The sequence below is a fragment of the Ktedonosporobacter rubrisoli genome, assembly GCF_004208415.1.
GTDB classification, from domain to species: domain Bacteria; phylum Chloroflexota; class Ktedonobacteria; order Ktedonobacterales; family Ktedonobacteraceae; genus Ktedonosporobacter; species Ktedonosporobacter rubrisoli.
Window position 1 is genome coordinate 6,032,911 of the sequence record NZ_CP035758.1, and the last position, 24,009, is coordinate 6,056,919.

Genomic DNA, 24,009 nt, shown 5'->3' on the forward strand with positions numbered 1-24,009 from the left:
ATACCTCCCACCCGAAACAGAGATCCTACAGCCAGAGATTATTTGTACGTCACTAACAGATTTGAAAAAGCCACCTCCGTACCCTTTAGATTCACCAACATGCCAATCTGACCTTTTTTTAACGAACTCTCTTGAGCCTTACTAATCTGTTTGCCATTCATAAAGAAGGTAAAATTGCTCCCATTCACCGCGAGCTTAAAGGTATTCGTATTGGCTTTCCCATGGCCGAAATGATATTCCTTGCCCAGCTTCTGACTCCAGAGCTTAGCCCAGGGATTAACATCTGAGCCGAAGCTATCGTCATATTTCCAGAACTGATACTCGCCTCCATCTTTGGTATTGGCCACATCAAAGAAATAGAACGTCGCAGCCGTCCTGCCATCTTTCTGCTTCGAAGTATAGTTTATAACCAGCCCGAACTGATTATCAACAGAATTATCGTCACCTTTTATCTCAGCCACATCAAGCGAATAGATAAACGAACCCGACAAGGTTTCATCAGGCAACAAGGCAATTGCAGCATGCGCATCGTTATTGGTAATATGATAGGCTCCGTCTTTAAATGTATAAGTTTGATTGTTTTTAGAAGTTGTCGGCCAGTTATGTGCATTCTGCTCAAGAGTATCCGAGAGAATCGTATTGGCCTGTACGGTAGCCAAGGCCCGCAAGGTAGCCGTCGCTGACACATCAGGAGTTGCTGCAGTCAAAGCAGGATTGACCTGCCTGCCAGGCAGATTTCGTAAAAATAGAAACGAGCCAGAGCCGAAAACCACCAGGAGAGCAGCCACGATGAGCAGAAGCGCCTTCTTGTTCTTGTACGGCGCTTCTGGCTGGCTATCTCCTGCTTTCTTCTCCTCAGTCTCTGTAGCCGGCTGCTCCGGCAAGACTGGCAAGAGGCCGGTTACATATTGTCCTGGCTGCCCGGCAACTGGAACCTTCACCACCTTCATCGGCTGCGTCAGCTTCATCATACCAGTATTGCCGCCACCGAGATTGCCGGTAAGAGCCACAAGCGTTCCGGTCGCCCCTTTCTCGCCCTCGCCCTTATTCAGGGCCAGCATAACACCGGTTGCGCCAGGAGGAACATTATTGAAATTCGGCGCATTGGTGGCATTGATAGGTGCAAAGGGTGGAGGCTGCGGCGCAGCAGGCTGATCAGCCTTGAAGGTTTTCTCTTGATCCGTGACCTCAGTTGCGCTGGCCATCGGCTGTTGAGCCTGGGCAGGACTTGCCTCGGCTACCGGGAAATCAAGTTGAGGCGGAGTTGAAGGGATCTCAACTTGCTGCTCCTGAGCAGCTTGCAGGCGGGCGCGCAGCCCAAGGCCCATGCCGCCCTGCGGCACTGCCGGTAGAGGAGTATTCTTTACAGCGTCGGCCTGCAGCGACGGCTCGATTGGCGAAGCAGTTGGCGCTTGCCCATACTGAGGAGCCTCCGAAGCGGCAGGCATCGGCAAATCCGAAGGCGATAAAAAGCCTGTAAACGAAGGCAGCGTCATACTCGTCTTAGCAATAATATCATTTCTAAAGGCACTTTCAGCAGCCTTAGGACGAGCGGCAGGCATCGCCCCGGTCGCCGGAGACAGGCCGCCTTGCGCCTCTGCTGCAGCCTTCTGTGCTTGCCAGACAGGATCAAATAAACCACGAGGCTTAAAACCACGTCCATCAGCAGATCTGGGATTACTCAAACCCGATAAACCTCCCTGTAAATCTCCTAGCTGTACACCCGCAGCCGCCAGAGCCACGTGAAAAGCGCTGCCCAACTCCTGGGCTTTCGCATAGCGCTCCACAGGACGTTTCGAGAGCACGCGTAGTAAAACTTGCTCGGCGGCCACCGGCAAATCGGGACGCAAAGTACGCGGTGCAGGAGGCTGTACATGCAGGTGCTGCATAGCAATCTGCATTGGCATCGTACCCTTAAAGGGTACAGTCCCGGTTACCATCTGGTATAAGATAACACCGAGTGAGTAGAGATCCGCCCGCGCATCTGTCTCCGCGCCGATGACTTGTTCGGGAGCCATATAATCAGGCGTTCCCATAGGCACACCAATACCGGTCAACCGAGACATTGGCGTCTCGCCTTCGGCAACAATCTTGACAAGGCCAAAATCGGTCAAAAGCAAACGGCCTTCAGGTGTCATCAAAATATTGGCAGGCTTGATATCGCGATGAATAACGCCTCGCTCGTGAGCATGGCCCAGGGCCGCTACTATCTGATCTAAATAATGCATCGCCTTGGGGAGAGTTAGCGCACCTTCGCGTTCAAGTTCATCGCGCAAGGTTCCACCACTAATATAAGGCATAACCAGATAGGCCAGCCCTTCACGCTCCCCATACTCGTGCACCGGCATAATATTGGGGTGCTCTAACGATGCCGCCGCATCCGTTTCGCGCCGGAAGCGCTCCAGGAACGCGGCATGCTGATTGGAAGTCAGGGACGTCATGGGCAAGAGCACCTTGACGGCAACCTGACGCCGGGGGCGAGATTGCTGCGCCAGGAACACTGCACCCATACCGCCCTGACCGATGAGCTTCTGTAGAGTACAGGTACCCAGTGTCGTTCCTATCAATGCTTCTGCGTTCATCAAACTTTACCCCTCTTTGCCGTCATGTACGACCGTTGCGCATGGTTTTCCTTCAGGCTCAGATTATTCTCTCTTAGCACAGCTTCAACTCAAATAGTGAACAGGTAAATGAGCCGGGCAGGCAGCCCACCGGGACCGCCCGCAAAGGCTATTTACGCGTTAATAGAAGCTTCTTAAAGGCAACCTCTGTGCCGTTCAGATTCACAATCATGCCAACTGTGCCTGTTGAGAGCGATTTATCTTGAATCGTTTTGACAGTCTTGTCGTTGACAATAAAGGTGAATTTATCACCATCCATGGCTATTTTAAACGTATTCGCGCTACGTCCCTGATGGAACTCATCAGTAAATGGCTGATGCCAGATCTCCGTCCAGGGCGAAGCTCCTTTTTGCGAGTCATCATACTTCCAGAATTGATACTCGCCACCCTTCATATTTACAACTTCAAAGCTATAGAAAGAAGTAACAGTGGCTCCCCCATTTGTCTGTTGCTTAAAGCGGAAAATCATCCCAAAGGAGTTATTAGGGGAGTTATCGTCCCCATTTACTTCCTGCATCGTGAGCGTATACACCATGGGCCCATTGAATGCGCTTGCTTGCAAAACTGCGGCCCGGCCATTATCGCCCTTATCAGTTATGTGATACGCGCCATCCTTAAAAGCAAAGACATCAGGGGGCGTGGTCATCCAATTATGCACGTTGTGATCCAGGGGATCTGCTAGAATGACGTTGGCCTGCGCAGTAGAGTGAGCAAGCGCAGTGGTGGTGGCCTGTAAATCAGGCGTCGCCGCTACTGATGCGTTATTGACGCTTGCAGGCTGCCTGGTTGGCTGATTGCGCATATAGAGAAACGCGCCGATGGCTCCGCCCGCGATGAGTAGAATGACGATTACAATCGCGACTATCTTTACCCAGAGCCTGCTACCTTTTTTCTTCTCTGGCAGGCCTGCTGGCTGTTCGCCACCATCAGCCTGCGCGGAAACTGGCAAGATCCCTGTTACGAATTGCCCTGGCTGACCGGCTACAGGCATTTTAAGCACTTTGGCTGGCCCCGTCAACTTTATAGACCCAGTTGAGCCCTGCTGTCCCGTAGGCAGCGCGCCAGTATTTGCAGAGCTGAGGCCAATCCCTTGCTCGGGCGTTGGCGCCATGGCTTCGGTCTGGGCCCCAAACGGTGCTACAGCACCATACTGTGCAGAGCTAGCGCTCAGGCCAGCTTTTTCGGGGACCTCAATAGGAGCGCTATTGACGAATAAACCACTTCCCGGAGCGGGCGGCACCGCTCTGCTACCTGGTACAAATTGGCCAGGAGTCGCCGCTACGTTCTTACCAGTGACGGCTATCCCTTCCTGCCCGCTAGCACCTATCAGAGGGAATTTACCGGTTCGCGAGAGCAGCCCACCACCGGCGCGCGCCTTATCGACGCCAGTCGCCGGAAAGGCTCCGGTTGAGACTGCGGGAGAGGCCCCGGTCAGACCGTTGGCAAAATTTCCATTAGCTAATGTCGATCCTGGCTGCGGGGCTTTATTGACAATGTTGCTCTCTGAATTTGCGGCGGGCACCGCGCCCGTAGATGCTGCATTGTAAGTATTGCCACCATTATTGGCCGCCGCCATCGCTCCCGTGTAGCTGCTTAAGAGCCCCTTCCCGCCGTTGGGAGTCGTCATCGCTCCCGTATAGCTGCTCAAGAGCCCCTTCCCGCCGTTGGGAGTCGTCATCGCTCCCGTTAAGCCACCGCCATTGTTTGCCGCCTCCACAGAGCCCGTAGATCCATTCAGCAGCCAGTTCCCTTTCTCAGGCTCAAAGACTGCATCTGTCTCATTTCTCATTTGTCCTCCTCCAGCAGGAGGTATTGCTCCGTTTACAGGTTGATCTGACAATTCTCCATTCCCCCCAATGGCAGGCGCTTTCCCAGTCTGCCTGATCTGATCGAATAGCCCTTGCGGCGTCACAAAGCGCCCGGTAGAGCTACTCAGAAATCCGTTCGTCTGTGTAACTTGTATGCCCGCACTTATCAGAGCTGCCCGAAACGCCTTAGCCAGTTCCTCAGCAGTTGCATAGCGATCAGCGGGACGCTTGGCTAATGAACGTAGAATTACTTGTTCCGCCGCAGCTGGCAGATCGGGGCGTAATTCCTGTGGAGAAGGAGGTGGGGCCTGCAAATGCTGAGCGGCAATCTGCATTGGTGTCTCGCCCTGAAATGGCGTGGTTCCTGTCACCATCTGATACAGAATAACACCGAGTGAGTAGAGATCTGCCCGCGCATCTACATCTTCGCCAATCACTTGCTCGGGCGACATATAATCAGGCGTACCAACCGGGGCGCCGGCTCCGGTCAGGCGGACCTGATTAGCCGAGCCTTCGGCAACAATCTTGACAAGGCCAAAATCGGTAAGCAGTAAACGCCCTTCCTGCGTCTTTAATATATTTGCAGGTTTGATGTCTCGGTGAATAACGCCATGGTCATGAGCATAGTCAAGGGCGGCCGCAATCTGGTCCAGGTAGTTGGAGACCTTATCAAGGGACAAGGGACCCTGCCGCACGAGTTCATCGCGCAAGGTTCCACCACTGATATAAGGCATAACCAGATAGGCAAGTCCGCCTCTCTCTCCATACTCATGGACCGGAGTAATATTGGGATGTTCCATAGACGCAGCTGCATCTGTCTCACGCCGGAACCGCTCTATGAACGCTGCCAGTTGATTAGGGCTCAATGGTGTCATCGGTAACAACACTTTCACGGCAACCTGACGCCGGGGGCGTGATTGTTGCGCCAGAAACACTGCTCCCATACCACCTTGCCCTACCAATTTCTGGAGTGTACAGGTACCTAACACTGTTCCTATCAATGCTTCTGCGTTCATTAAAAACTCTACCCCTCTTTATCGCTGATATCCGGACAAATCAGCCAGAATCCTCTTCTTTCCCTCCACAGACCACTATAATAAACTCATACTCTCCTACATATTAGTCAACTTGTATAGTTCTGACAATGCATCAAGCCCATAAGCATGACCAAAGTAATGTTTGTCGCTATTTGTATTATTCTGAAGCTTTGCGTCTCGTAGATGCTGCAAAATATTCTTTTGCGGTAGATAGAGTGAAAGTCTTGCTGATTTTGCGAATTAGGAATTGTGAGAAATTTTAAGGGGATTTCCTCAAGCCTTCATTTGTCTTGCGTGGCCAGAGAATAGTAAAGTTTTCACAGGAGATTGCGACCTTCTAGCCAGGAGGCGACAAAACCAGAATTTTCCTGGCTCTATAATAGAGCCAGGAACACAAAAGACATTGCTGGTGATAAGCCCGCACTCGGCTCAGACATCGCCCACATAGGCCTGAGCATCATCAATGCCGTGCGCGTCTCTATCTTCTTCGGCATCAAGTGGAACCGCCTCTTCGCCGACATGCGCAACCATGGAAGGCACGGTACGGCTCTGGACGATGATGCCGTGCAGCAAGGAGGCCGAGGCCTGACCTAAGAGGGGACGCAGGCGTTCCAGGCGCTCGCGTTGAAGGCGTAGTTGCTCATCGCGCCTTCTGGCATAGACAGAAGACGTACGGGAATTTTGCGCGCCTTCAATCATTACCGGGGGCGCTTCCTCCCATATTTGAGGCGCATCGAGGACCTGACCAACTGCCGATTGCACCTGTTGAAGCAGATCGATGCTCTGATTGAGTATCATCAGAATATCGCCTTCCGCCAGATCGATGCGCTTGAGCAAGCCAACGAGCGTCATACCGCGCGACCAGGCCAGGGCGATACCATGGAATTCTGCCACGATGTCTGGCGTATAGCTAAGGCCAGCGCGTTCTTCAATTCCGTGCACATGCTGGGCGATCTGCCAGAGCTCACGCCGAATGCGGCTAAGCCTGGCATGGATGACGTCGCGATTGTTGAGGCGACGATCATTATCAAAGGTAAACCAGCTACACACCTCGGCCAGTTCAGCGGCCGATAGCTCGTCAAGGGCGCCGCTGAGCATCAATTCAATGATCATGATCCCGGCGGGATGGAAGATGCTGCGTAAGAGCTGTCCCTTGAGGGTGAGGCGATCATCCTGGCCAATATAGCCAAGGGCGCGCAAGGCAAAGATGGTGCCATCGAGCTCGGCTGCCCCAGCTCGGCTCAAGGGAAAGGCCCCGATCCTCTGCCGACGTTTCTCCAGGGCCTGTAACGCGCTCTCTGAAGCTGCTCCCTTTTTCTTTTTGCCGGACTTGCTAGCTTTGCGATAGCGCTTTTCCAGGCGATGCAGCTCGCTCAATTCCCAGAGCAAGTAGCGCTGATACTCGCGCAGGCTGGAAGCGCAGATTCGGCGCAGATGCTGTACGTCGCCAGGACGCCAGAGGTTGAGCACAGAGTTATAGCGAATAACAAAGGAGCTGGTTACCGGCAATAAGTCGGCGGTGATGCGCTGGAACGAGGCCTCGAAGGGCTCCCAGGGAGAATAGGGAATGATTGCAGCGCCGCGCACATCCATGCCGCGCCGACCGGCACGACCTGTAAGTTGACGGTATTCGTTTGGCGTGAGTAGGCGCATCTCCTGCCCATCAAATTTGCTAAGGCTGCCCACGATGACCGAGCGCGCCGGCATATTGATGCCAAGGGCCAGGGTATCGGTGGCAAAGACTGCCCGCAAGTAGCCACGCGCGAAAAGGGTCTCTACCAGAACCTTCAAGCCTGGCAGCAGGCCAGCATGATGGAAGGCCAGACCGCGCGGCAAGAGGCCGAGCAGGGCGTGCACCTGCTGCAAGTTACGATCTTCTTTGGGCAAGTTTTCTAGCCAGACGCCAACTTCTTCCCGGATCAAAGCTTCTTCTTCGGGTGTCGTAAAATGATGCAGGGCCGAGCTCATAGCCGCCTCTTCTACCACGCGCCGTCCGGGCAGGAAGTAGAGGCAAGGGAGAAGATCAGCATCGCGTAAGGCTGTGAGTAGCTCGCCCGCCTCTGGCGTTTTGCGCTGGCGCTGACGGCGCGGCCGCTGCTGCTCCTGCTGTCCAACTTCTTCGGTAGCTGTGTGCGTTTCGTGGGCCACATGCTCGCTGCGCGCCCTCTCACCTCTGCCCTTACGTCGGCGCTCCCACAGATCCGCGTCCAGCTCGTCTTCGTCCTCCTCTTCCTCATCAAAGACAAAGGTCCGTCCACGGCCCAGCATGCGGGCAAGCTTTGCCTCACCGCCTATATGCGGGAAACGTTCAACGCGCTTACCATCGGCATCTTGTACGAGATGCAATTTACCGTCAAGAAAATAAAAATGCTCAAGGGGTACAGCGCGCTGCTCGTGCGTCACCAGTGAGACAGGTCTATGGACACGACTGATCCAGCTCGCCAGATCCTCAGCATTGCTCACGGTAGCCGAAAGGCCAACGAGTTGCACATGTGGAGGTGAACAAATAATGGCCTCCTCCCACACTGGACCCCGCCCTACATCGCTGAGATAGTGCAGCTCATCAAAGACGACAAAGCCCACATCGTTAAGTGAGGATAAACCCAACCGCCCATTGGCCTGCCAGTTTTCTCCACCTTCTTCCAGCAACATATTACGATACACCTCGGTTGTCATAATCACAATCGAGGCTCGGCTATGCTCCACGATATCCCCCGTCACTAAGCCTACCGTATCATGGCCGTAGAGCTCACGCAGATCACGATACTTTTGATTGGAAAGGGCTTTTAAGGGGGTCGTATAGATTACACGTTGATTGCGCTGCTGGGCCAGCCAGATCGCATACTCTGCAACGAGTGTTTTTCCAGTTCCTGTCGGAGCGGCAACCAGAACTGATTGTCCGTGGGCAAGCTGGCCAATCGCTTCTAATTGAAACTGATCGATAGAAAATGGATATCGCGCAATAAACTCTTGTATGCCCGCCGATATCTCCGGGTGGTTGTACCCGGCCTCCACATATTCGTCCATGATCACTCAAATGTTTTTTGTACTAAATTAAACACTATATTTGTATTTTCGTTCATTGTAACATGGTGTAAGAACATAAACAAGGGCAGCAATTTCTCAGCCCATGGCTGGAGGTAATATCTCTTGTCGCGTTAGGTAGGACAGTGAAGACGTTTTCGCGGCTCAATGCGCAGCCTGACCACCCATAGAATGGTGAAGAGCTTCCTTGTTCCGCTCTTCACCATCATGCTGTGCCTATAAGCTCACGAGGCAGCCAGGGCTTGCTTTAAATGTTCCAGGGATGTGTTGCCGCCCGAACAGATGACGCCAACTTTCTTGCCTTGTAATTTATCCCGCCAGCGATACGCTCCGGCCAATGCGGCAGCACCAGCAGCTTCGGCCAAGGTGTGAGCACGCTCGATCATATAGACCATGGCGCGCATAATCTCTTCTTCGCTGAGCAGGAGAAAATCATCAAGCTTCTCCTGCATAATCTGCTGGGGCAAGGCAAAGGCTACGCCGGTGGCCAGGCCTTCGGCAAAGGTGCGACTGGGCAGGCTGAGCAGGCGCCGCGCCCGCCAGCTCTCATAGGCGGTAGGAGAGGCCTCTGACTGCACGCCGATGACCTGGATGGCCGGATTGACGGCCTTGGCCACAATGCAGGTTCCGGCCGCACCGCTGCCGCCGCCGATCGGCACAAAAATAACCTCAATCCCTGGTTCGTCCTCCAGCATTTCTAAGGCTTCAGTGGCAACGCCGGCAATCAGTAGAGGCTCGTCGCCCGAGCTGATGTAGCGATAGCCATGCTCCTGAGCCAGCTCTTCGCAGTAGCGCTTGGCTTCGTCAAAGCCGGCTCCATGGGCAATAACTTCGGCTCCCATGCCCTGGATGGCCGCTACTTTGCCAGGATTGGCGCCTTCGGGCACAACAATGCGCGCGCTCACGCCAAATAAGCGTGCGGCATAGGCCACAGATTGGCCGTGATTGCCGGTTGAGGCTGAGATTACGCCGTGCTCGCGCTCCTCGGGGCTGAGCTGTGAGATAAGGTTAATGCCGCCGCGAACTTTAAAGGCACCAACTGGTTGATAGTTCTCGTGCTTGATATATACTTCGGTGCCTATGAGGTCATTGAGCGGAGCATAGCTATGGAGGGGCGTGCGCGCGAGATAAGGACGAATGCGCTGCCGCGCTTGCAGGACATCCTGAAATTGGGGAGTATACATTGCTTCGCCTTTCCTAAAAAATGCAAAATCAGTTGACGCATGTGAGTTTCCTTGCTATAGCGGACCCTGGGGAGCCAGGTGTGAGTGCTATCGCTCAACCCTTGTTTATGTGCGATCCGTTCTAGCATACTGCAAGTAGGATACTCCAATACTATTCTGATTACCTTCTTAGCGAAGCAATGTCAACAGCCAAAACTCACAGTTGAGCATACTGGCAAGATCCATTCAGCTAGCTCTGCGAAGAAGTGCGCCTGGATAAGCGGCTGCACTACGCTCTAAGCGCGCTCTCCAGACTCCTCCGACAAGAGCTAGCTTCCTGATCCTACACTACCTTGCATGGAGATTTAGCCGTTTGCGCCAATTTGCCGAAGCAGGGCCGGCAGATCAATTAAACCTCTGTGCGAGCTGATCTTGCCATCTTTGAGCTTGAAAAAGCGATAACCACCGATCTCAAAGGTTTTGCCTGTAGCCGGATGTCCCCGAAAAGGTGCACTCTGCGTTCCGCGTAGGGTCTGGCAAATAGCCACGATGTCACCTTCACTAGCGATCTCTTCAATTATCGTTTGATGACCGGGAAAGGTCTTTTGCATCATCTGCAAAGTATTTTCCAGTCCAGCCCGGTTGCCCGGCTCGTAGGTATAATCATAATAATCCGGCGCCAGAAATTCAGCGAGCAAGTCAAGCCTGTGCTCGTTCCAGACTTGCTCCATGAAGCGTATAATCAGGTTTTTATTCTCTTCGCTAGACATGGTATCCTCCCGAACAATAAAAACTATAAACTTAAGCCAGTTTTCTAATAAAATAGTCAAGCTCCTTGACTATTTACAGTAGCATAAATCATTTCGGCAATATAGTCAAGTATCTTGACTATATTTTGGGAGACCAGTTGACAAAGGGAGGAAGCTCAGCAAAAGTGGAGGGCAGGCTATACAATCCTGACAGGTGGGGCTATACTTATACCATATTAGAAAAGTGAGTAATATCAGCTAAATGGAGTGTAACTGATGTGTTACGACGATAATGCGCGTCCCCCCGAGCCACCGAAAAAAAATGGCAAAGCCCGTGGCGAAGATATCGCCCTGACTGCTGAAGATGGGAATCGCTTTGCCGCCTATATTGCTCACCCTGAGCACCCCAGCGGACCACAGGCTCTCATCCTGCCAGATATACGCGGGCTCCATCAGTTTTATAAAGAGCTGGCCTTGCGCTTTGCCGAGGTTGGGATTACCGCCCTGGCTATCGATTATTTCGGGCGAACTGCCGGCATTAGCTCACGAGCCGAGCCTTTCGAATTTATGCCCCATGTGCAAAAATTACGACTATCCACGCTCATTCAGGATATCCGCGCCGCACTGACCTATCTTCGCACAAACACTGGCGCGGACCAACCTGTCTTTATGGTTGGTTTCTGTCTGGGTGGAACGCTCTCTTACATGACCGGAACCCACGATCTGGGCCTGACAGGCGTAATTGGTTTTTATGCCGGCATCTCTCGCGATTTTGGCAGCGGGAAGAAATTGCTTGACGTGGCTGAGCAGATTCGCTATCCCTCCCTGGGTCTCTTTGGCGGAGCCGATCAGGGTATCCCGGTTAATGCCGTACACACGCTCGACGAGAAGCTAAGCAAAGCCGGCTTCGAGCATGAGGTAGTGATTTATCCTGGTGCGCCACATGGCTTTTTTGATCGGCGCTCGGCGGACTTCGCCGAAGCTTCGGCCGATGCCTGGCGCCGCGTGCTCGGCTTTATCCAGGCTCACTCCTCTGCGGCCCACTAGCTTTAACCTTCGGCCCATCCAAACGTATCACTGAGTGTCAGGACAGCATGCTAATAGAGATAGAGGAGCTTTAGCTAATGGATAAAAAGCCGCCGGTTGCCAAAACCATTGCCTGGGCTTATGCCGCCGTTACAGCCTTTACGGCGCTTTCCATTGTAGGTCCGTTACTATTAGAGCGTCTTTGGAAGAAGGGCCAGAAATAGGCCTGTAGCCGCAAAGAGGGGTAGCGAAAAGTACTTTCCCTGACTTCTTTCATACTCCTCTTGCATCTTGCTGCATTCTTCGCTATACTACAAGAAGCGTTAACAAGCATATATCCATCCAGCGTTGATGAAGAGGAGTAGCTCGTCCGGGGATAGCAGCGAGCCGACAGAGAGTGCAAGGTCGGCAATCTACAGCGAGCGAAGGGCGCTTCGGAGTTGGATCACATAAATGAGTGGCTTCACATCTCTGGTTAGTTGTGAAGAAGCAGGGTGGAACCGCGCATGTCACCATAAAACGTAGTTGCCCCGGGCCTACGTGGTGCATTCGTCCCTGGGCGGATTGTACGCCTGGGGAATTTTTTTTGTGGAGGTTAACCACTCATGACCCAAACAGAAGAACGAGCAGAGCTTAACGAGTCCGAACTTGTTCCTATCGAGAAAATTGTCTCCCTCTGTAAGCGGCGCGGCTTTGTCTACCCCAATTCTGAGATCTATGGCGGCGTGGCGGGTATCTACGATTTCGGCCCGCTTGGCGTTGAGATGCGCAATAACATCAGGCGCTACTGGTGGTGGTCCATGGTCCAGCTCCATGACAATGTGGTGGGCATTGAGGGCGCCAACATCACGCACCCGCGCGTGTGGGAGGCCAGCGGCCACGTGGAAAATTTCGTGGATCGCCTGGTTGAGTGTAAAAAGTGCAAACGTCGCTTCCGCATCGATCATCTCCCCCCGGAGAACCTTGAGAAGCATGTGTGCCCGGTCTGCGGCGGCGAGCTTACCACGGAGCCGCGCGTCTTCAACCTGTTGATGGAAACGTATCTAGGCGTGATTGAGGACGAGCGCATGAAGACTTACCTGCGCGGTGAGGCCTGCCAGAACATTTATCTTGACTACGATAATGTGCTGAAGTCTTCGCGCATGCAGGTTCCTTTCGGCATCTGCCAGATTGGCAAGACCTATCGCAATGAGGTCACGCCCGGCAACTTCCTGTTCCGTCAGCGCGAGTTTGAGCAGTGGGACTTGCAGTTCTTCGTCCATCCCAGCGAAATGCAGAAGTGGTTCGATTATTGGAAGAGCTACCGCTTCGACTGGTGTCAGAGCATTATCACGCACAAGGAGCGCCTGCGCTTCCGCGCGCATGGTAGCGATGAGCTGGCTCATTATGCCAAACAGGCCTACGACATCGAGTATAGAACCATTCTGGGCTGGCAGGAATGGGAGGGCATTCACTGGCGCCAGGACTGGGACCTTTCGCGCCATAGCGAGTATAGCGGCCAGGATCTCAGCTATACCGATCCGCTGACGAAAGAACGCTACATCCCCTGGATTGTTGAGACTTCCGGCGGTGTTGATCGCACATTCCTCTATCTGTTGCTCGATGCTTACGAGGAACAGCCAGATCCGATGGGCAAAGGCAATGACCGCACGGTTCTGCACCTGCATCCCTGGTTGGCTCCGGTCAAGGTGGCCGTCCTGCCGCTGCAGAAGAACAAGGAAGAGCTGGTCAATGTCTCGAAGGAGCTCTATCGTAAGCTGCAGCGCCTGATGGTTGCTCAGTACGACGATATCCAGAATATTGGTCGCCGCTATCGCCGTCAGGATGAGATCGGTACGCCCTATTGCGTGACTATCGATTTCCAGACGCTTGACGATCAGACGGTAACTGTGCGCGAACGCGATAGCATGTCGCAGATTCGTGTGCACCTCAACGAACTACCGATGTACCTCTTCGAGCGCGTTACCTGGAAGTAGATCCTACGCGAACCAGGCCTGATCGCGCAAGCCACAAAGGATCAGGTCTGGTTCATTTTCTTCTCTCCCTTTACCGGCCTCTGGAAACCCCATGTCTCGCTACGCGCCGGAAAGGGAGAGGGCTAGATGGAAAGCTTATCCTCGGCAAATGTTTCCACAGACCTCTGTTCCTTCTGCTCGGCCGGGCGGCCCTGAATGCCGATGAGCGCTATTATTGCCCCCAACACGGCGCCAGCTGCCGCAACAAGCAATCCGGCATGGAAACCACTGAGCTGCGCACTAACTGATGGCACCACACCTGAAATTACGCCTTGTGCCGCTGCGGCGCTTACAGTCACTACGGCGGCCATAATCGCGAGCCATAGTCCTCCACCCGCCTGCAAAGCCGTTCCTTGCAAACCTGCAGCCAGCCCTTGCTCAGCATCCGAGATACCACTGACGGCGGCAACCGCCAGCGCGGGATAGCCGATTCCCAGGCCCAGCCCCATAACCAGAAGCATCGGCAGCAAGATAACCCCGAGGTAGTCGCTATTCGGTCCAATGAGGGCCAAAAGTGCCACACCACTGGCCATACAGAGCAGGCCAATGACTGAGCTCAACTTCACGCCGAGAGCGTTCAAGAGCCTGGGCGTGACAAAGCGAGATACCAGAACCGTCAGCACACTGCCCGGCAGTAGAGCCAGGCTTGCCAGCACTGGCGAGTAGTGGAGCACATCCTGCAAGTAAAGTGCAGCAATGAACAGGAAGCTGAAAAATGGACCCAGCAAGGTAAATGAGGCCAGATTCGCGGATACTGTATTCTTTGAGCGGAAGATACGCAACGGTATCAGGGGCTCTTTAGCACGCCGCTCGACGAGGATGAACACGGCCAGAACGACAAGGGCAAGCACCAGGAGCCCCACCGTCATAAGCGGAGTCGCCCCGGGCTGGTTGGCCTGCGTAATCGCGTAGCCTAAGAGGAGCAATCCGGCTGTGACGGTGACGGCGCCAGCGATATCATAGGAGCGTGCTCCAGTCATCACCCGGCTCTCCTTGACGACGTGCGGGACCAGCAGCAAGATGAGAAGCGCGAAAGGAACATTCACAAAGAATATCCAGTGCCAGCTAATAAACGTAGTCAGAACTCCACCCAACACTAAGCCGAAGCTGAAGCCAGAAGCGCCAGTTGCGCTAAAGATGCTCAAGGCTTTGTTGCGCTCTGGTCCCTCGGCAAAGGTCGTTGTGATGATCGAGATCGCGGCGGGAAGCGTCAAGGCAGCGCCCAGGCCCTGCAAAGCGCGCGCCAACAATAACAGCCAGGCATCGTTTGCCAATCCACAGATGAAGGAAGCCAGGCCAAAGAGTGCAGATCCTACCATAAAAATGCGACGACGACCCAACAGGTCGGCCGCACGTCCTCCTAACAGTAAAAAACCTGCATAGAGAAGGAAATATATTCCTGCCACCCAAGGCAAATCCAGCGTTGTTAGCCGAAGATCATGTTGGATACTGGGAAGGGCAACATTGACGATAGATGTATCTAAAGCGTCAAGGAAGACCGCAATACATAGGAGAGGTAAGACTAGGCGGCGCCTGGCAGCGCTGAATTGCTCACCTCTCTGCTCGGAAATTTCCCCCGACAGAGATGACGTCTTCATTTTTGATCCTTTCTGCGTAATCACGTACCCTCCCTTCCGAGGAGACAAGAAATATTCTCTGTGGACTCTTGCCAAATTCCTCTCAAGGGACAAGATAGAGACTAGTCTGTCTCTTTCCCGAAGAGTATACAGACTAGTCTCTATCTTGTCAAGTGCTTGGAGAAAGTATAACGGCACTTGTCGCACTTCTATTTGCCAGCTTACACATAGCGACCGGGATCATTCTCTGTTCGCTGGCTATGATACTCATCGGCAGCGTGAGCTTGCGCCTGAAAGGATTGTGCGCAAGAGCTGAACGTTCCGCTCCGTGCTTATTGAGCCCCTGCCCATTGGTACAGAAGGCGAACTGTTCAATGGATCGATACGCTAGCATCTGCCCTTCTGTTAGAGTATGTGAAACGAAAAAGCATGTATGCAACGAGAAAGGACAACATCCAACCATGCCCAGGCTCAAAATAGGCATCTCCCTCTCGACCACTGGTCAAATTGAGGGGGTAAAAGATCGCGCCCGTCACGTGGAACAGTTGGGGTTCGATTCGCTCTGGGTGCCAGATCTGATCAATGGGGACGGAACACCCTCACTGGAAAGCATTGTCACTCTTACCACTGCCGCCGCAGTCACTGATCGAGTACAGTTGGGCTTCGGCGTCCTCGTCCCTTATGCCCGTCCAATTGCCTTGCTCGCCGCACAGATCGTGACGCTCCAATATCTCTCAGGAAACAGGCTCATTCTTGGCATCGGGTCTGGAGGTCCCTCTGACACCCCCTTCTCACGGGCAGTCGGCGCGGTAGTGCGTGAGCGGGGACGCAGAACTGACGCGGCCCTTGATATCCTGCCACACCTCATCGCTGGCGAAGCGACCCAACTCACAGGAGAGCCAGACCAGCCAGTCCTGACACTTGCCCCGGCAGTCCCGGTGCCGCCCTTCCTGATCGGAGGCAGTTCTGATGTCGCTATTCGTCGTGCTGCGACACGTGGCTTCGGCTGGTTCCCTTCCCTCATCACGCCAGACGCGCTCACCCGACAAGCAGAGAAGCTGCGCGAGCTGGCAAGCGAACATGGGCACGCAACCCCAGGTATTACGGTTGGAGGCCATATCCTGTTGGAGTCCGAAAAGGCAGAACACGAGGCTTTTCTCCACAATATGGTTGACAACTACGGCATACCACCCGAAACGGCGGCAAAGATCCCGATCACTGGCCCAAGAGAGCTAGTTGCCGAACGCTTCGCCGCCTACGCTGAGGCCGGAGCCGAACGCCTCGTCATCGCCCTCTCTGCTAAGAAGTGGATGCAGAAGTGTGAACTCATCAAAGAAGCCCTGGACCTTCTGAACTGAGATCATCGCTCTCTCGTCCACCATTCAACCGTTCTCGCAAGTAAACAGAGCAAACAATCAAGTTGATTTTGTAATTAATAATAAGAAAGAGGATTTTATTGATGACTCAGACAATGAGAGCAATACGCGTCCACCACTACGGAGACCCCGAAGTACTGCAAGTGGAACGGGTCCCGCGACCAGAACCTGAAAAAGGGGAGTTGTTGATTCGCGTGCATGCCGCAGGTGTCTTGCCAATGGAATATTTTATCCGCAAGGGACATCTGCCCGGCATTCTGCCAAAGTCCTTTCCCTATACTCCTGGCACGGCATTTGCTGGCGTCATTGAGAAGCTTGGCCCCGATGTCACCGGCTGGGAGGTCGGGCAGGCGATCTGCGGACGAGCGCCTAACGGAACGTATGCCGAATATACAACAGTGCAGGCACATCCACCAGCCCTCGCTCCAGATACTGTCGGATATAGAAACACTGCGGGGATCAGCCCATTGGCGCTCAAGCCAGAGACGCTAAGTTTTGCTGAAGCGGCAACCCTCTCAGGCGGGGCCACAACAGCGTGGACGGCGCTTTTTGAGGATGGCAACCTTCAGGCTGGCCAACGCGCTCTCATTCATGCTGCGGCTGGTGGCGTTGGTTTATTTGCGACCCAGTTTGCCCGCTGGAAAGGCGCACAGGTGATCGGAACCGCTTCGACTGCCAATCTCGATTTTGTCAGCTCTCTGGGAGCTGAAACCGTGATCGATTATACAACCACACCCTTGGAAGAGGTTGCCCATGATGTGGATTTCGTTCTGGATACTGTCGGGGGCGAGACCTTGCAGCGCTCGCTCAGGGTCCTCAAACGTGGAGGAACCCTGGTCACGGTGATGGAACCAGCTCCGGTAGAACTGGCTGAGCAGCTTGGTGTTCACGCGATAAAAAATGCAGTGTTTCCCACCAGCGAGCACCTGCAAAGGATCATTCAACTCATTGACGAAGGACATGTCAAGCCAACAATTCGGCAGATCTTCTCCTTAGACGAAGCTCCTCTGGCTCATGCCCTCTGCGAAACGGGCCATGGACGCGGACGTATCGTCTTACATATTGCTGACTAAGTGCCGGACCTTATTATACGTTTCAACTTGTAGATCTAAACTTTAAACCTGCCGGTTTTACCACAATTATTCTGCTGAGTCAGTTATCTCATCTGTGGCTCAGCAGAATAAAAGAAATATTCTCTGTGGACTCTTGCCAAAATTCCTCTCAAGGAGTAAGATAGAGACTGGTCTGTCTCTTTTCTATGAGTATGCAGACCAGTCTCTATCTTGTCAAGTGCTTGGAGGAGGAAAAAAGCATGAAGGCTTCGATTCATTCCGCGCGACAGCGCATTCTCACGACGGCCACTGATCTGTTTTCACGCGAGGGATATCGTGCTGTGGGCACCGACACGATCATTGAGCGCTCTGGCGTCGCCAAAATGACCCTATACCGTCATTTCTCTACGAAAAATGATTTAATCTGCGCATATATAGAACAGACCATTGAGAATTTCTGGGCCGCTTTTGAGCAAGTTATCAGCGAGCATCCTGCTTCGCCACAGATTGCCCTCGTGGCAATTTTTGAGATGCTTGCTTCCACGGTTGCTGAACCCGGCTTTTGTGGATGTTCCTGCCTGCACGCCGCCGTTGAATTTCCTCAATTTGATCATCCTGCCCACCAGGTCGCTCTTGAGCATAAACGCGACGTGCGTGCACGCTTCCTTCAGCTCGCCGAGCAGGCCGGCGCGCGACAGCCGGACATCCTTGCCGATCAGCTTCTCTTGCTCATGAACGGTATGTTAATGCAAGGCCGGATGGAAGGCCCTATCGATACCACTTCTTCTGTTGTGCAAGCGGTAAAGGTGCTGGTTGATGCCCAGCTGAAAGCATAAGCAGCAAATAGAATATCTTATTGAGAAGCGCCACCCCTAGAAAATGGGAGAGCGCCGACCAGGGCGGCCCCCATCTGCTCACGCAACGAGGAGTAGAGCTGCTCAAGCTGGTCAACATAGCGCTCGATGGAAAAAGCTTCGGCAAGTTTGCGGCTGTTCTCGCCATATCTCCTGGCCTGTTCCCGCTGCGTCAATATATAAGCCAGGGCCTCGGCCAGTTGCAGCGGATCTTTAGCCACCAGCAAACCGTTGTAGCGATGGTAGACCAGATCCAGTACGGCATCATCCCTGACCGCAACCACAGGCTTGCCGGCGGCCATACCCTCAATAACCACGGTAGGCAACGTATCGGTATCGCTGGTAAATAAGACGACATCAGTCGCCGCAGCCGCGCTGGCGATCATAGCGCGGTCCAGATACCCGGTAATCATGACCTGCTTGCGTAAGCGCAGGCGGGCAACCAGCTCCTCCAACGCCTCTCTAGCATTGCCATCGCCAATGATTATCAATTGCACCTCGGCAAGCATATTTCTCAGCCGGGCCAGGCTACGAATTGCCAGGTCCACGTTCTTGCCGCGCTCAAGAATTCCGGTCAAGGTAACCAGGGGTTTGCCTGGAGCAAGGCCGTAGCGCTGTCTGAACAGTTGAGGATCGGCCAGGCGAAAGCGGGCCAGGTCAATTCCATTGGTTATGAGCTTGATCGGCGCCTTCACGCGCGCCTGCTGCAATTCGTCAATGGCCTTATGTGAAGGAGCTATGATAAGACGATGCTGTTGGAAGTAGGAGCGGGCCAGGGCATTGATTAAGGGATAGCGTACAGTCTTGGGTATCCAGGGAATGGTCCAGTCGCTGTACTGCCGAAAGAAGGTATGATAGGTCACCACGGCTGGAATATTTCTTTTTTGTGCCACCCTCAAGCCGAGCATGCCAATAAGAAAGAGATGGTTATGGACAATATCGATGGGAGAGCGCAATAAGGGATGTTTTTCTAGCTCGGGGAAGGGAAGCGTGACAAAATTATCGCCGCGCAGAGGTAAGGGAAAAGAGGGGATATACAGAACATTTTCTTCGCTTGCTGGCCCTTCTCTGCGCCTGGGCGCTATTGTTAGGACGCGATAGCCGCGCCGTTCCAGCTCTTTGCGCAAAAGCAGGAGATGCGTGACAATTCCATTAACGGCCGGAGGATAACTATCGCTGGTTAATAGAATGGTCCGCACGCGTCTATTCATCTCAGCGCCTCTTCCTCTCCACCGTTGCTATGATCCTCTCCTCGAAACTCGCCCATGTTCGAGGCAAGAAAAAATCAGCCTCTATCTCTAGCATACACGTCGTTACAAATATAGCAAGATTGAAGAAGTTTTTTTCTTGTTCCTCGGCGATGATAGGCAGAGGAGGTTGCTTGCTGACCATTCCAGCAATAAAATGTCAGAGCCGGGCTAGCCTGAAATAACACAGCCTATACCGAATAAGAGCTGCAAAGAGCGGCTAGCGAAAAGAGGCCACTTAGGCGACAGGCCCAGATTTAGCCAGGCGCTCCGTACTCCCTGGCTTTTGCCGTGGGGCGCTTCACAGAAAGAAAAAGGAGAGATGAGGTATGTCAGATCAGCCCAACCAGCCGGAAAGCGATCTTCCAGCAGAGCTATCCAATCCGGCCCGGAGAGCACTTATTGGCGCAGGCTACGTGCGGCTTGAACAATTTACTAGCCTCAGTGAGGCCGAGGTTCTTAAGCTACACGGCATGGGACCAAAGGGAATTGAGGCGCTCCGTCGCACGCTGGCCGCTCGTGACCTCTCGTTTGCAGGGCATAAGAAAAAAGCAAGCAAGGGCTAAGGTAGTTCTCCTTACCTCATGTCCATGCTTAGCCACATCTGTTCATTGTGCATGCAGCTTGCCCATACGCGCCAGTATATCGCGCCCATCTTCGCGCAAGACGCCCGGCACCAGGTCTAGCGAGCCGCGCGTGAGCAAGGGATTGAGCGTCTCGGCTGTGAGCCCACGCGCAATCATCTCTTCCTCATTGGCATCCTCGGCCAGCGCGGAATATACTACCCGCTTGAGTCCGACAAAGGAGATGGCGGCAAAGCACATCAGGCAGGGCTCAAGCGTGACATAGAGCGTGATCTGTTTTCTTTCTTCAACAGACAATTCGTTAAGCTGGCTAGCCGCTGAACGCAAGACAGCCATCTCTCCATGCGCCGTCAGATCACCAGTCTCGGCATATCTATTATGACCCTGGGCAATAACTTTCCCCTGCTTAACCAGCAGCGCAACCACACCAGTTTTTCCCGCTGTAATGACTTTGCGCGCCTCATCGATGGCTTTCTGCATGTAAACGAAATCTTGGTGCGTCGGTTGAGACATAGCATCTTCTTTCTTTGCTAGATGAACCAGGGCTACAAAGCATAATTCTCGACAAAAAAAGGTTTCTCTTTACCTGCGAAAGTAGCAGTGGCATTTTTCCTGCTCCAACATGCTGCATAAGGGTCAGGGCTAGACCTGAGAAAGCGCCTGTTCCATATCTGCCATCTGCGCTAACCCAGATGCCCTCAGCTCTCTGAAGCCTCCAAAGTGTTCAGCTGTGGGAAGCCGTTGCCGAAGGGAAACGTTTCCGCGCTCTTAGGAAACGACCAGGCTTGCGGAAGGACGGCGAAGAAAAGGGCGGCGATAAACAGGATGGCGGTAGAGCGTACAATGCGGAAAGAGATGGAGAGCTCCGGGCTGTCATAGCCTCCGTTGAGCTGAGCATCCAGGGCCCCAACCCATAAATTCAGGAGGGTCAGCGGCGTAATTGTATGTTGCTCTAGCAGAGCTAGCATTTCTTGCTCATAGCGTTCGCGCCATCCCTGCGGATACCAGCGCATAATCCAGTGTACCCAACGACCATATTTCATTTCCCCTCCTTACACATACATTGATGAGACACCAATACGTTAATTTCAGCACGACGCCGGCATGCGCTGGTGTTCCCTTGCACCAGGCTCGCTCTAAGAGCTTGCGGGGAGTCGCTGCAAGCCTGTCGCGATAACGCGTTGCCAGCTTGTCAACTGTTCGCGCAAAAAGGCAACTCCGGCGGGCGTGATGCGATACGGTCGGCGCCGGTCTTCAGATTCCAGGGCTTCGATCCAGCCGCGCTGCTCCAGGCGTGCAATCGCCCCATAGAGCGTTCCGGGCTCCAGGCGGGTGCCGCTAAAGAGATAGATATCCTCCATCATGGCATAGCCATGCTTAGGCCCAGCGGCCAAGCTGGAAAGGATCAGCAACGAGGGGTCAGAGAAACGTCCCAGATCTAACTGGCTTTTCCGCATCAGGAGCTCTCCTTGTCAAGGCACTCGAAAATTATATTGTTTTATTTATTAAGTCATACTGAATAGTAACACAGAAGGACCATAAAATCAATGGCTCTTCTCGCCTTGCTCAGCGAGCAGAACAGACAAGGGCTCTCGCCTTCTATTTGTGGTGGCGTGTATACTTTATAAGGAGGTGAGGCCGGCTATCATTGCTCCGTCGAGGAGACTGTAACTCCAGCAAGCACTGAGCAATCAGATAGGGGCTGCTTCTGCCGCGCCCTCTCCACTCTCCCGTCTAACCTTCTGAAGCTCCTTCTATAACCAGTCCTTTAACTCGTTCAACGTGATCATTATGCCCCCTAATTAATCCTGGCTACATTTCTGGGCCGAAGACAACTGAGCAACCAGCCGATCATAAAACTGCTGAAGATAAAAACCAGCAGCATTGCACTCTTCGCTGATCGGCTGGTGAGTTGTGTGAAGATGCCGCAAATAGTTCATATAAAAGAGAATGGCTTCTCCAAGCGAGATGAGTTCTAGCTCGCTAGCTAAAAACGGTCTTAAGGGGTCGACATGTGGTTGCCGTTTCACAACTTTTCTCCTTCCCAACACAAAGTTTTGTATGCAAGAGTCACTCATCACTTGACGTGCTGCATATAAAGCTCGCAGGTGATCTCTGCAGCCTTTTGCTCGCCAACGGTCCTGGTCAGCTTCTCACAATACCTATCCAATATTTTGTGCTTGTGGGCAATGATTCGATGTTGGGCCGCGATGGAGTATCCATTCAGCGCTAAGTTAATAGACTGACATACTAGTTCTATCTCCTGCCTTAGCTGGCTCACTTCGCTGCTCATGTAAATTCCCTTTCTAACTCAATACATCCATCTAAGCTATTAACTTAATACTATCATTGGCACCTTATTACATCAATTACCTCTTGAAGGTTAACCTGCAAATACCATGCACTCATGGTAGGAAGCATATGTTATGCTTATAAGACCAATACTACGAAGTAGCAATCACTGCTATATTAGTTGGTATGGAGATATGGTTAAGGGCAAAAGAGATCGCGCGGCAGAAGGGATTTAACCAATCTTCTTTGTCGCGAGCAGCAAATGTCGATTTCAAAACTATCAAAAGGATATTTCAAGATCCTACGCGTGACGTGTCTTTGAGCACCGTTGTTAAGATCGCCTGGGCGCTTAATGTATCTCTTGACGAGGTGATGGAGATTCACGGAGAGCCTCATCGCCGGCCCGATGCCACTAAAGATGGGAAAGATTAGACTTATCTGAGCTTGAAAACCTGCAATGTTCACTCTAGAGCTACAGAGAACACAGCCATGATTAGAAGCATGACACGGCGTTGGTTTCTGGCGGGCCTGTTAGGTATCCCCGCCAGCGAACTAGGCTTACAGGGTCCGCCGCCCTGGAGCCATCGTTATCGGCTGCCTCTCAACAACGATATGATGGGGTTCTTCGAGCAAGAAATGGAGATGCGCTGGCACGTTTATCAGGCCTCTGGCCCTAATTTTGTTTCCAGGCGGATGGATAGTTGGAAAGAGCAGTTACAGGAATTTGTAGACGCCACCCAAACTACGCCCTGGCATAAACGCTCACTAGCCGTGTTAAGCCTGAGCTACCAATTAGAAGGCAGCATCCTTCGCGACAGCTCGCTCTATACGCAGGCTAAAAAAGCTATGCATAATGGCTTTCAAGCAGCTTATGAAGCTGGCAACGTTGAGCTTATGGCCTCTTCAAGATTGCGCACAGGCATGGTTCTCATGGCCCAGGAGCAGCCAGTACAAGCTATCAAATATTTTAACAGTGCGCTTGATCAGGTAGAAGGACTGAGTTTCCCCCGCTTACGTGGGAAGCTTCTTCAATCACGTGCTGAAGCTTACGCCTTTGCACAACGTCCCCAGGATTGCTTGACGAATATTGGATTGGCTTCTCATATCCTTGGTCGCGAAGAACGCAGTCCTGAACGTAGTCACGCGCTTTTTGATAACGCTTCTGTCACGCTATGGAAAGGGCTCTACGCGCTCATTCTACATGACTATGAGCGCGCTATTATCCTGTTCGATAAAGGGTTGATGGACAGCGATCCTACGCTGATAGTTGAGCGCGCTCGTTTCTTAGCTCGCAAAGCTGAAGCCTGCTACGCAGCTCAACATATTCAGGAAGCTATTGAAACATCGCAAGAGGCTTTTACGCTGGCATCCACGTTGCATAAACAGAGCACAATTGAACGCGTTAGTAAACTACATGCAACGCTGGCTCAATCACGCTGGCGCCGCGAGTTGGGAGTTAAAAGTCTGGGTACGCGCCTCCATGATTATGCTCTTGCTCACAGGCAAGCTATGAGCTAAGGCCTTTACAATATGACTATAAGAAAAATGCAGCGGTAGTAAAGA

At 53.0% G+C, this 24,009-nt stretch carries 22 protein-coding genes; 9 read left to right on the top strand and 13 right to left on the bottom strand.

What is annotated here, in order from left to right; all coding sequences use genetic code 11:
- Nucleotides 1-38 precede the first annotated feature (38 nt).
- From EPA93_RS26200 to EPA93_RS26220, 5 genes are all read right to left on the bottom strand, one after another.
- Complete coding sequence (locus tag EPA93_RS26200; protein ID WP_129890342.1) at nucleotides 39-2,582, bottom strand: serine/threonine protein kinase; 2,544 nt, start codon at nucleotides 2,580-2,582, stop codon at nucleotides 39-41.
- Nucleotides 2,583-2,730: 148 nt separating this feature from the next.
- On the bottom strand, nucleotides 2,731-5,445 hold the full coding sequence (locus tag EPA93_RS26205; RefSeq protein WP_129890343.1) for a serine/threonine-protein kinase: 2,715 nt from the start codon (nucleotides 5,443-5,445) through the stop codon (nucleotides 2,731-2,733).
- A gap of 450 nt (nucleotides 5,446-5,895) precedes the next feature.
- On the bottom strand, nucleotides 5,896-8,493 hold the full coding sequence (locus EPA93_RS26210; protein WP_129890344.1) for a DEAD/DEAH box helicase: 2,598 nt from the start codon (nucleotides 8,491-8,493) through the stop codon (nucleotides 5,896-5,898).
- A gap of 242 nt (nucleotides 8,494-8,735) precedes the next feature.
- Nucleotides 8,736-9,695: a threonine ammonia-lyase gene (locus tag EPA93_RS26215; RefSeq protein ID WP_129890345.1), complete on the bottom strand. Its 960-nt coding sequence runs from the start codon at nucleotides 9,693-9,695 to the stop codon at nucleotides 8,736-8,738.
- A gap of 344 nt (nucleotides 9,696-10,039) precedes the next feature.
- A complete protein-coding gene (locus EPA93_RS26220) occupies nucleotides 10,040-10,444 on the bottom strand; it encodes an ester cyclase (protein ID WP_129890346.1) in 405 nt (134 codons plus the stop codon).
- A gap of 255 nt (nucleotides 10,445-10,699) precedes the next feature.
- Here EPA93_RS26220 and EPA93_RS26225 point away from each other — a divergent pair, with 255 nt between their 5' ends.
- From EPA93_RS26225 to EPA93_RS26230, 3 genes are all read left to right on the top strand, one after another.
- Nucleotides 10,700-11,470: a dienelactone hydrolase family protein gene (locus EPA93_RS26225; RefSeq protein WP_129890347.1), complete on the top strand. Its 771-nt coding sequence runs from the start codon at nucleotides 10,700-10,702 to the stop codon at nucleotides 11,468-11,470.
- A gap of 77 nt (nucleotides 11,471-11,547) precedes the next feature.
- The gene (locus tag EPA93_RS50485) at nucleotides 11,548-11,673 is read left to right on the top strand and encodes a hypothetical protein (RefSeq protein ID WP_277988669.1); all 126 of its coding nucleotides are present in this window, start codon (nucleotides 11,548-11,550) and stop codon (nucleotides 11,671-11,673) included.
- Between the two features lie 381 nt (nucleotides 11,674-12,054).
- Nucleotides 12,055-13,425, top strand: a complete 1,371-nt coding sequence (locus tag EPA93_RS26230; RefSeq protein WP_129890348.1) for a glycine--tRNA ligase — start codon at nucleotides 12,055-12,057, stop codon at nucleotides 13,423-13,425.
- A gap of 122 nt (nucleotides 13,426-13,547) precedes the next feature.
- Here EPA93_RS26230 and EPA93_RS26235 read toward each other — a convergent pair whose 3' ends face one another.
- Both EPA93_RS26235 and EPA93_RS48585 read right to left on the bottom strand, forming a co-directional pair.
- Nucleotides 13,548-15,062, bottom strand: coding sequence for an MFS transporter (locus EPA93_RS26235; RefSeq protein WP_129890349.1), 1,515 nt, complete (start codon nucleotides 15,060-15,062; stop codon nucleotides 13,548-13,550).
- Nucleotides 15,063-15,210: 148 nt separating this feature from the next.
- Nucleotides 15,211-15,435, bottom strand: coding sequence for a hypothetical protein (locus EPA93_RS48585; RefSeq protein ID WP_165423400.1), 225 nt, complete (start codon nucleotides 15,433-15,435; stop codon nucleotides 15,211-15,213).
- Nucleotides 15,436-15,502: 67 nt separating this feature from the next.
- On the opposite strand from EPA93_RS48585, the gene EPA93_RS26240 reads away from it, so the two are divergent.
- The 3 genes from EPA93_RS26240 to EPA93_RS26250 all read left to right on the top strand — a co-directional run bounded on the left by EPA93_RS26240 (nucleotide 15,503) and on the right by EPA93_RS26250 (nucleotide 18,305).
- On the top strand, nucleotides 15,503-16,399 hold the full coding sequence (locus tag EPA93_RS26240; RefSeq protein ID WP_165423401.1) for an LLM class flavin-dependent oxidoreductase: 897 nt from the start codon (nucleotides 15,503-15,505) through the stop codon (nucleotides 16,397-16,399).
- A gap of 101 nt (nucleotides 16,400-16,500) precedes the next feature.
- Nucleotides 16,501-17,490, top strand: coding sequence for an NADP-dependent oxidoreductase (locus EPA93_RS26245; RefSeq protein ID WP_165423402.1), 990 nt, complete (start codon nucleotides 16,501-16,503; stop codon nucleotides 17,488-17,490).
- Nucleotides 17,491-17,729: 239 nt separating this feature from the next.
- Nucleotides 17,730-18,305 carry a TetR/AcrR family transcriptional regulator gene (locus EPA93_RS26250; RefSeq protein ID WP_165423403.1) on the top strand — a complete coding sequence of 192 codons (576 nt, stop codon included), beginning with the start codon at nucleotides 17,730-17,732 and terminating at the stop codon, nucleotides 18,303-18,305.
- 17 nt (nucleotides 18,306-18,322) lie between these two features.
- Here the strand turns inward: EPA93_RS26250 and EPA93_RS26255 are convergent, their stop codons facing one another.
- Entirely contained in the window at nucleotides 18,323-19,534 is a 1,212-nt protein-coding gene (locus EPA93_RS26255) for a glycosyltransferase (protein ID WP_129890353.1), read from the bottom strand.
- A gap of 365 nt (nucleotides 19,535-19,899) precedes the next feature.
- On the opposite strand from EPA93_RS26255, the gene EPA93_RS26260 reads away from it, so the two are divergent.
- Nucleotides 19,900-20,136 carry a helix-hairpin-helix domain-containing protein gene (locus EPA93_RS26260; RefSeq protein ID WP_129890354.1) on the top strand — a complete coding sequence of 79 codons (237 nt, stop codon included), beginning with the start codon at nucleotides 19,900-19,902 and terminating at the stop codon, nucleotides 20,134-20,136.
- A 42-nt stretch (nucleotides 20,137-20,178) separates the two neighbouring features.
- On the opposite strand, the gene EPA93_RS26265 is transcribed toward EPA93_RS26260, so the two are convergent.
- The 5 genes from EPA93_RS26265 to EPA93_RS26285 form a co-directional block, all read right to left on the bottom strand.
- Nucleotides 20,179-20,667 carry a nucleoside deaminase gene (locus EPA93_RS26265; protein ID WP_207229212.1) on the bottom strand — a complete coding sequence of 163 codons (489 nt, stop codon included), beginning with the start codon at nucleotides 20,665-20,667 and terminating at the stop codon, nucleotides 20,179-20,181.
- 185 nt (nucleotides 20,668-20,852) lie between these two features.
- A complete protein-coding gene (locus EPA93_RS26270) occupies nucleotides 20,853-21,197 on the bottom strand; it encodes a hypothetical protein (protein ID WP_129890355.1) in 345 nt (114 codons plus the stop codon).
- Between the two features lie 93 nt (nucleotides 21,198-21,290).
- Nucleotides 21,291-21,611: a PadR family transcriptional regulator gene (locus tag EPA93_RS26275; RefSeq protein WP_129890356.1), complete on the bottom strand. Its 321-nt coding sequence runs from the start codon at nucleotides 21,609-21,611 to the stop codon at nucleotides 21,291-21,293.
- Between the two features lie 345 nt (nucleotides 21,612-21,956).
- The gene (locus tag EPA93_RS26280) at nucleotides 21,957-22,184 is read right to left on the bottom strand and encodes a hypothetical protein (protein WP_129890357.1); all 228 of its coding nucleotides are present in this window, start codon (nucleotides 22,182-22,184) and stop codon (nucleotides 21,957-21,959) included.
- A gap of 47 nt (nucleotides 22,185-22,231) precedes the next feature.
- Nucleotides 22,232-22,447 (bottom strand): hypothetical protein, encoded by a 216-nt coding sequence (locus EPA93_RS26285; RefSeq protein WP_129890358.1) that lies wholly within the window; start codon nucleotides 22,445-22,447, stop codon nucleotides 22,232-22,234.
- A gap of 185 nt (nucleotides 22,448-22,632) precedes the next feature.
- On the opposite strand from EPA93_RS26285, the gene EPA93_RS26290 reads away from it, so the two are divergent.
- Both EPA93_RS26290 and EPA93_RS26295 read left to right on the top strand, forming a co-directional pair.
- Nucleotides 22,633-22,878: a helix-turn-helix domain-containing protein gene (locus EPA93_RS26290; RefSeq protein ID WP_129890359.1), complete on the top strand. Its 246-nt coding sequence runs from the start codon at nucleotides 22,633-22,635 to the stop codon at nucleotides 22,876-22,878.
- A 57-nt stretch (nucleotides 22,879-22,935) separates the two neighbouring features.
- Nucleotides 22,936-23,964: an NsdA family TPR-like regulatory protein gene (locus tag EPA93_RS26295; protein ID WP_129890360.1), complete on the top strand. Its 1,029-nt coding sequence runs from the start codon at nucleotides 22,936-22,938 to the stop codon at nucleotides 23,962-23,964.
- Nucleotides 23,965-24,009: the final 45 nt, after the last annotated feature.

Excerpts from the sequence above, each read along its gene's own strand:
- EPA93_RS26295 (WP_129890360.1), top strand. The coding sequence starts at position 22,936 with ATGATTAGAAGCATGACACGGCGTTGGTTTCTGGCGGGCCTGTTAGGT.
- EPA93_RS26265 (WP_207229212.1), bottom strand. The coding sequence starts at position 20,667 with ATGTCTCAACCGACGCACCAAGATTTCGTTTACATGCAGAAAGCCATC.
- EPA93_RS26225 (WP_129890347.1), top strand. The coding sequence starts at position 10,700 with ATGTGTTACGACGATAATGCGCGTCCCCCCGAGCCACCGAAAAAAAAT.
- EPA93_RS26210 (WP_129890344.1), bottom strand. The coding sequence starts at position 8,493 with ATGGACGAATATGTGGAGGCCGGGTACAACCACCCGGAGATATCGGCG.
- EPA93_RS26235 (WP_129890349.1), bottom strand. The coding sequence starts at position 15,062 with ATGAAGACGTCATCTCTGTCGGGGGAAATTTCCGAGCAGAGAGGTGAG.
- EPA93_RS26205 (WP_129890343.1), bottom strand. The coding sequence starts at position 5,445 with ATGAACGCAGAAGCATTGATAGGAACAGTGTTAGGTACCTGTACACTC.
- EPA93_RS26250 (WP_165423403.1), top strand. The coding sequence starts at position 17,730 with ATGAAGGCTTCGATTCATTCCGCGCGACAGCGCATTCTCACGACGGCC.
- EPA93_RS26275 (WP_129890356.1), bottom strand. The coding sequence starts at position 21,611 with ATGCGGAAAAGCCAGTTAGATCTGGGACGTTTCTCTGACCCCTCGTTG.
- EPA93_RS50485 (WP_277988669.1), top strand. The coding sequence starts at position 11,548 with ATGGATAAAAAGCCGCCGGTTGCCAAAACCATTGCCTGGGCTTATGCC.
- EPA93_RS48585 (WP_165423400.1), bottom strand. The coding sequence starts at position 15,435 with ATGCTAGCGTATCGATCCATTGAACAGTTCGCCTTCTGTACCAATGGG.
- EPA93_RS26245 (WP_165423402.1), top strand. The coding sequence starts at position 16,501 with ATGACTCAGACAATGAGAGCAATACGCGTCCACCACTACGGAGACCCC.
- EPA93_RS26270 (WP_129890355.1), bottom strand. The coding sequence starts at position 21,197 with ATGAAATATGGTCGTTGGGTACACTGGATTATGCGCTGGTATCCGCAG.
- EPA93_RS26230 (WP_129890348.1), top strand. The coding sequence starts at position 12,055 with ATGACCCAAACAGAAGAACGAGCAGAGCTTAACGAGTCCGAACTTGTT.
- EPA93_RS26200 (WP_129890342.1), bottom strand. The coding sequence starts at position 2,582 with ATGAACGCAGAAGCATTGATAGGAACGACACTGGGTACCTGTACTCTA.
- EPA93_RS26260 (WP_129890354.1), top strand. The coding sequence starts at position 19,900 with ATGTCAGATCAGCCCAACCAGCCGGAAAGCGATCTTCCAGCAGAGCTA.
- EPA93_RS26220 (WP_129890346.1), bottom strand. The coding sequence starts at position 10,444 with ATGTCTAGCGAAGAGAATAAAAACCTGATTATACGCTTCATGGAGCAA.
- EPA93_RS26285 (WP_129890358.1), bottom strand. The coding sequence starts at position 22,447 with ATGAGCAGCGAAGTGAGCCAGCTAAGGCAGGAGATAGAACTAGTATGT.
- EPA93_RS26290 (WP_129890359.1), top strand. The coding sequence starts at position 22,633 with ATGGAGATATGGTTAAGGGCAAAAGAGATCGCGCGGCAGAAGGGATTT.
- EPA93_RS26255 (WP_129890353.1), bottom strand. The coding sequence starts at position 19,534 with ATGAATAGACGCGTGCGGACCATTCTATTAACCAGCGATAGTTATCCT.
- EPA93_RS26240 (WP_165423401.1), top strand. The coding sequence starts at position 15,503 with ATGCCCAGGCTCAAAATAGGCATCTCCCTCTCGACCACTGGTCAAATT.
- EPA93_RS26215 (WP_129890345.1), bottom strand. The coding sequence starts at position 9,695 with ATGTATACTCCCCAATTTCAGGATGTCCTGCAAGCGCGGCAGCGCATT.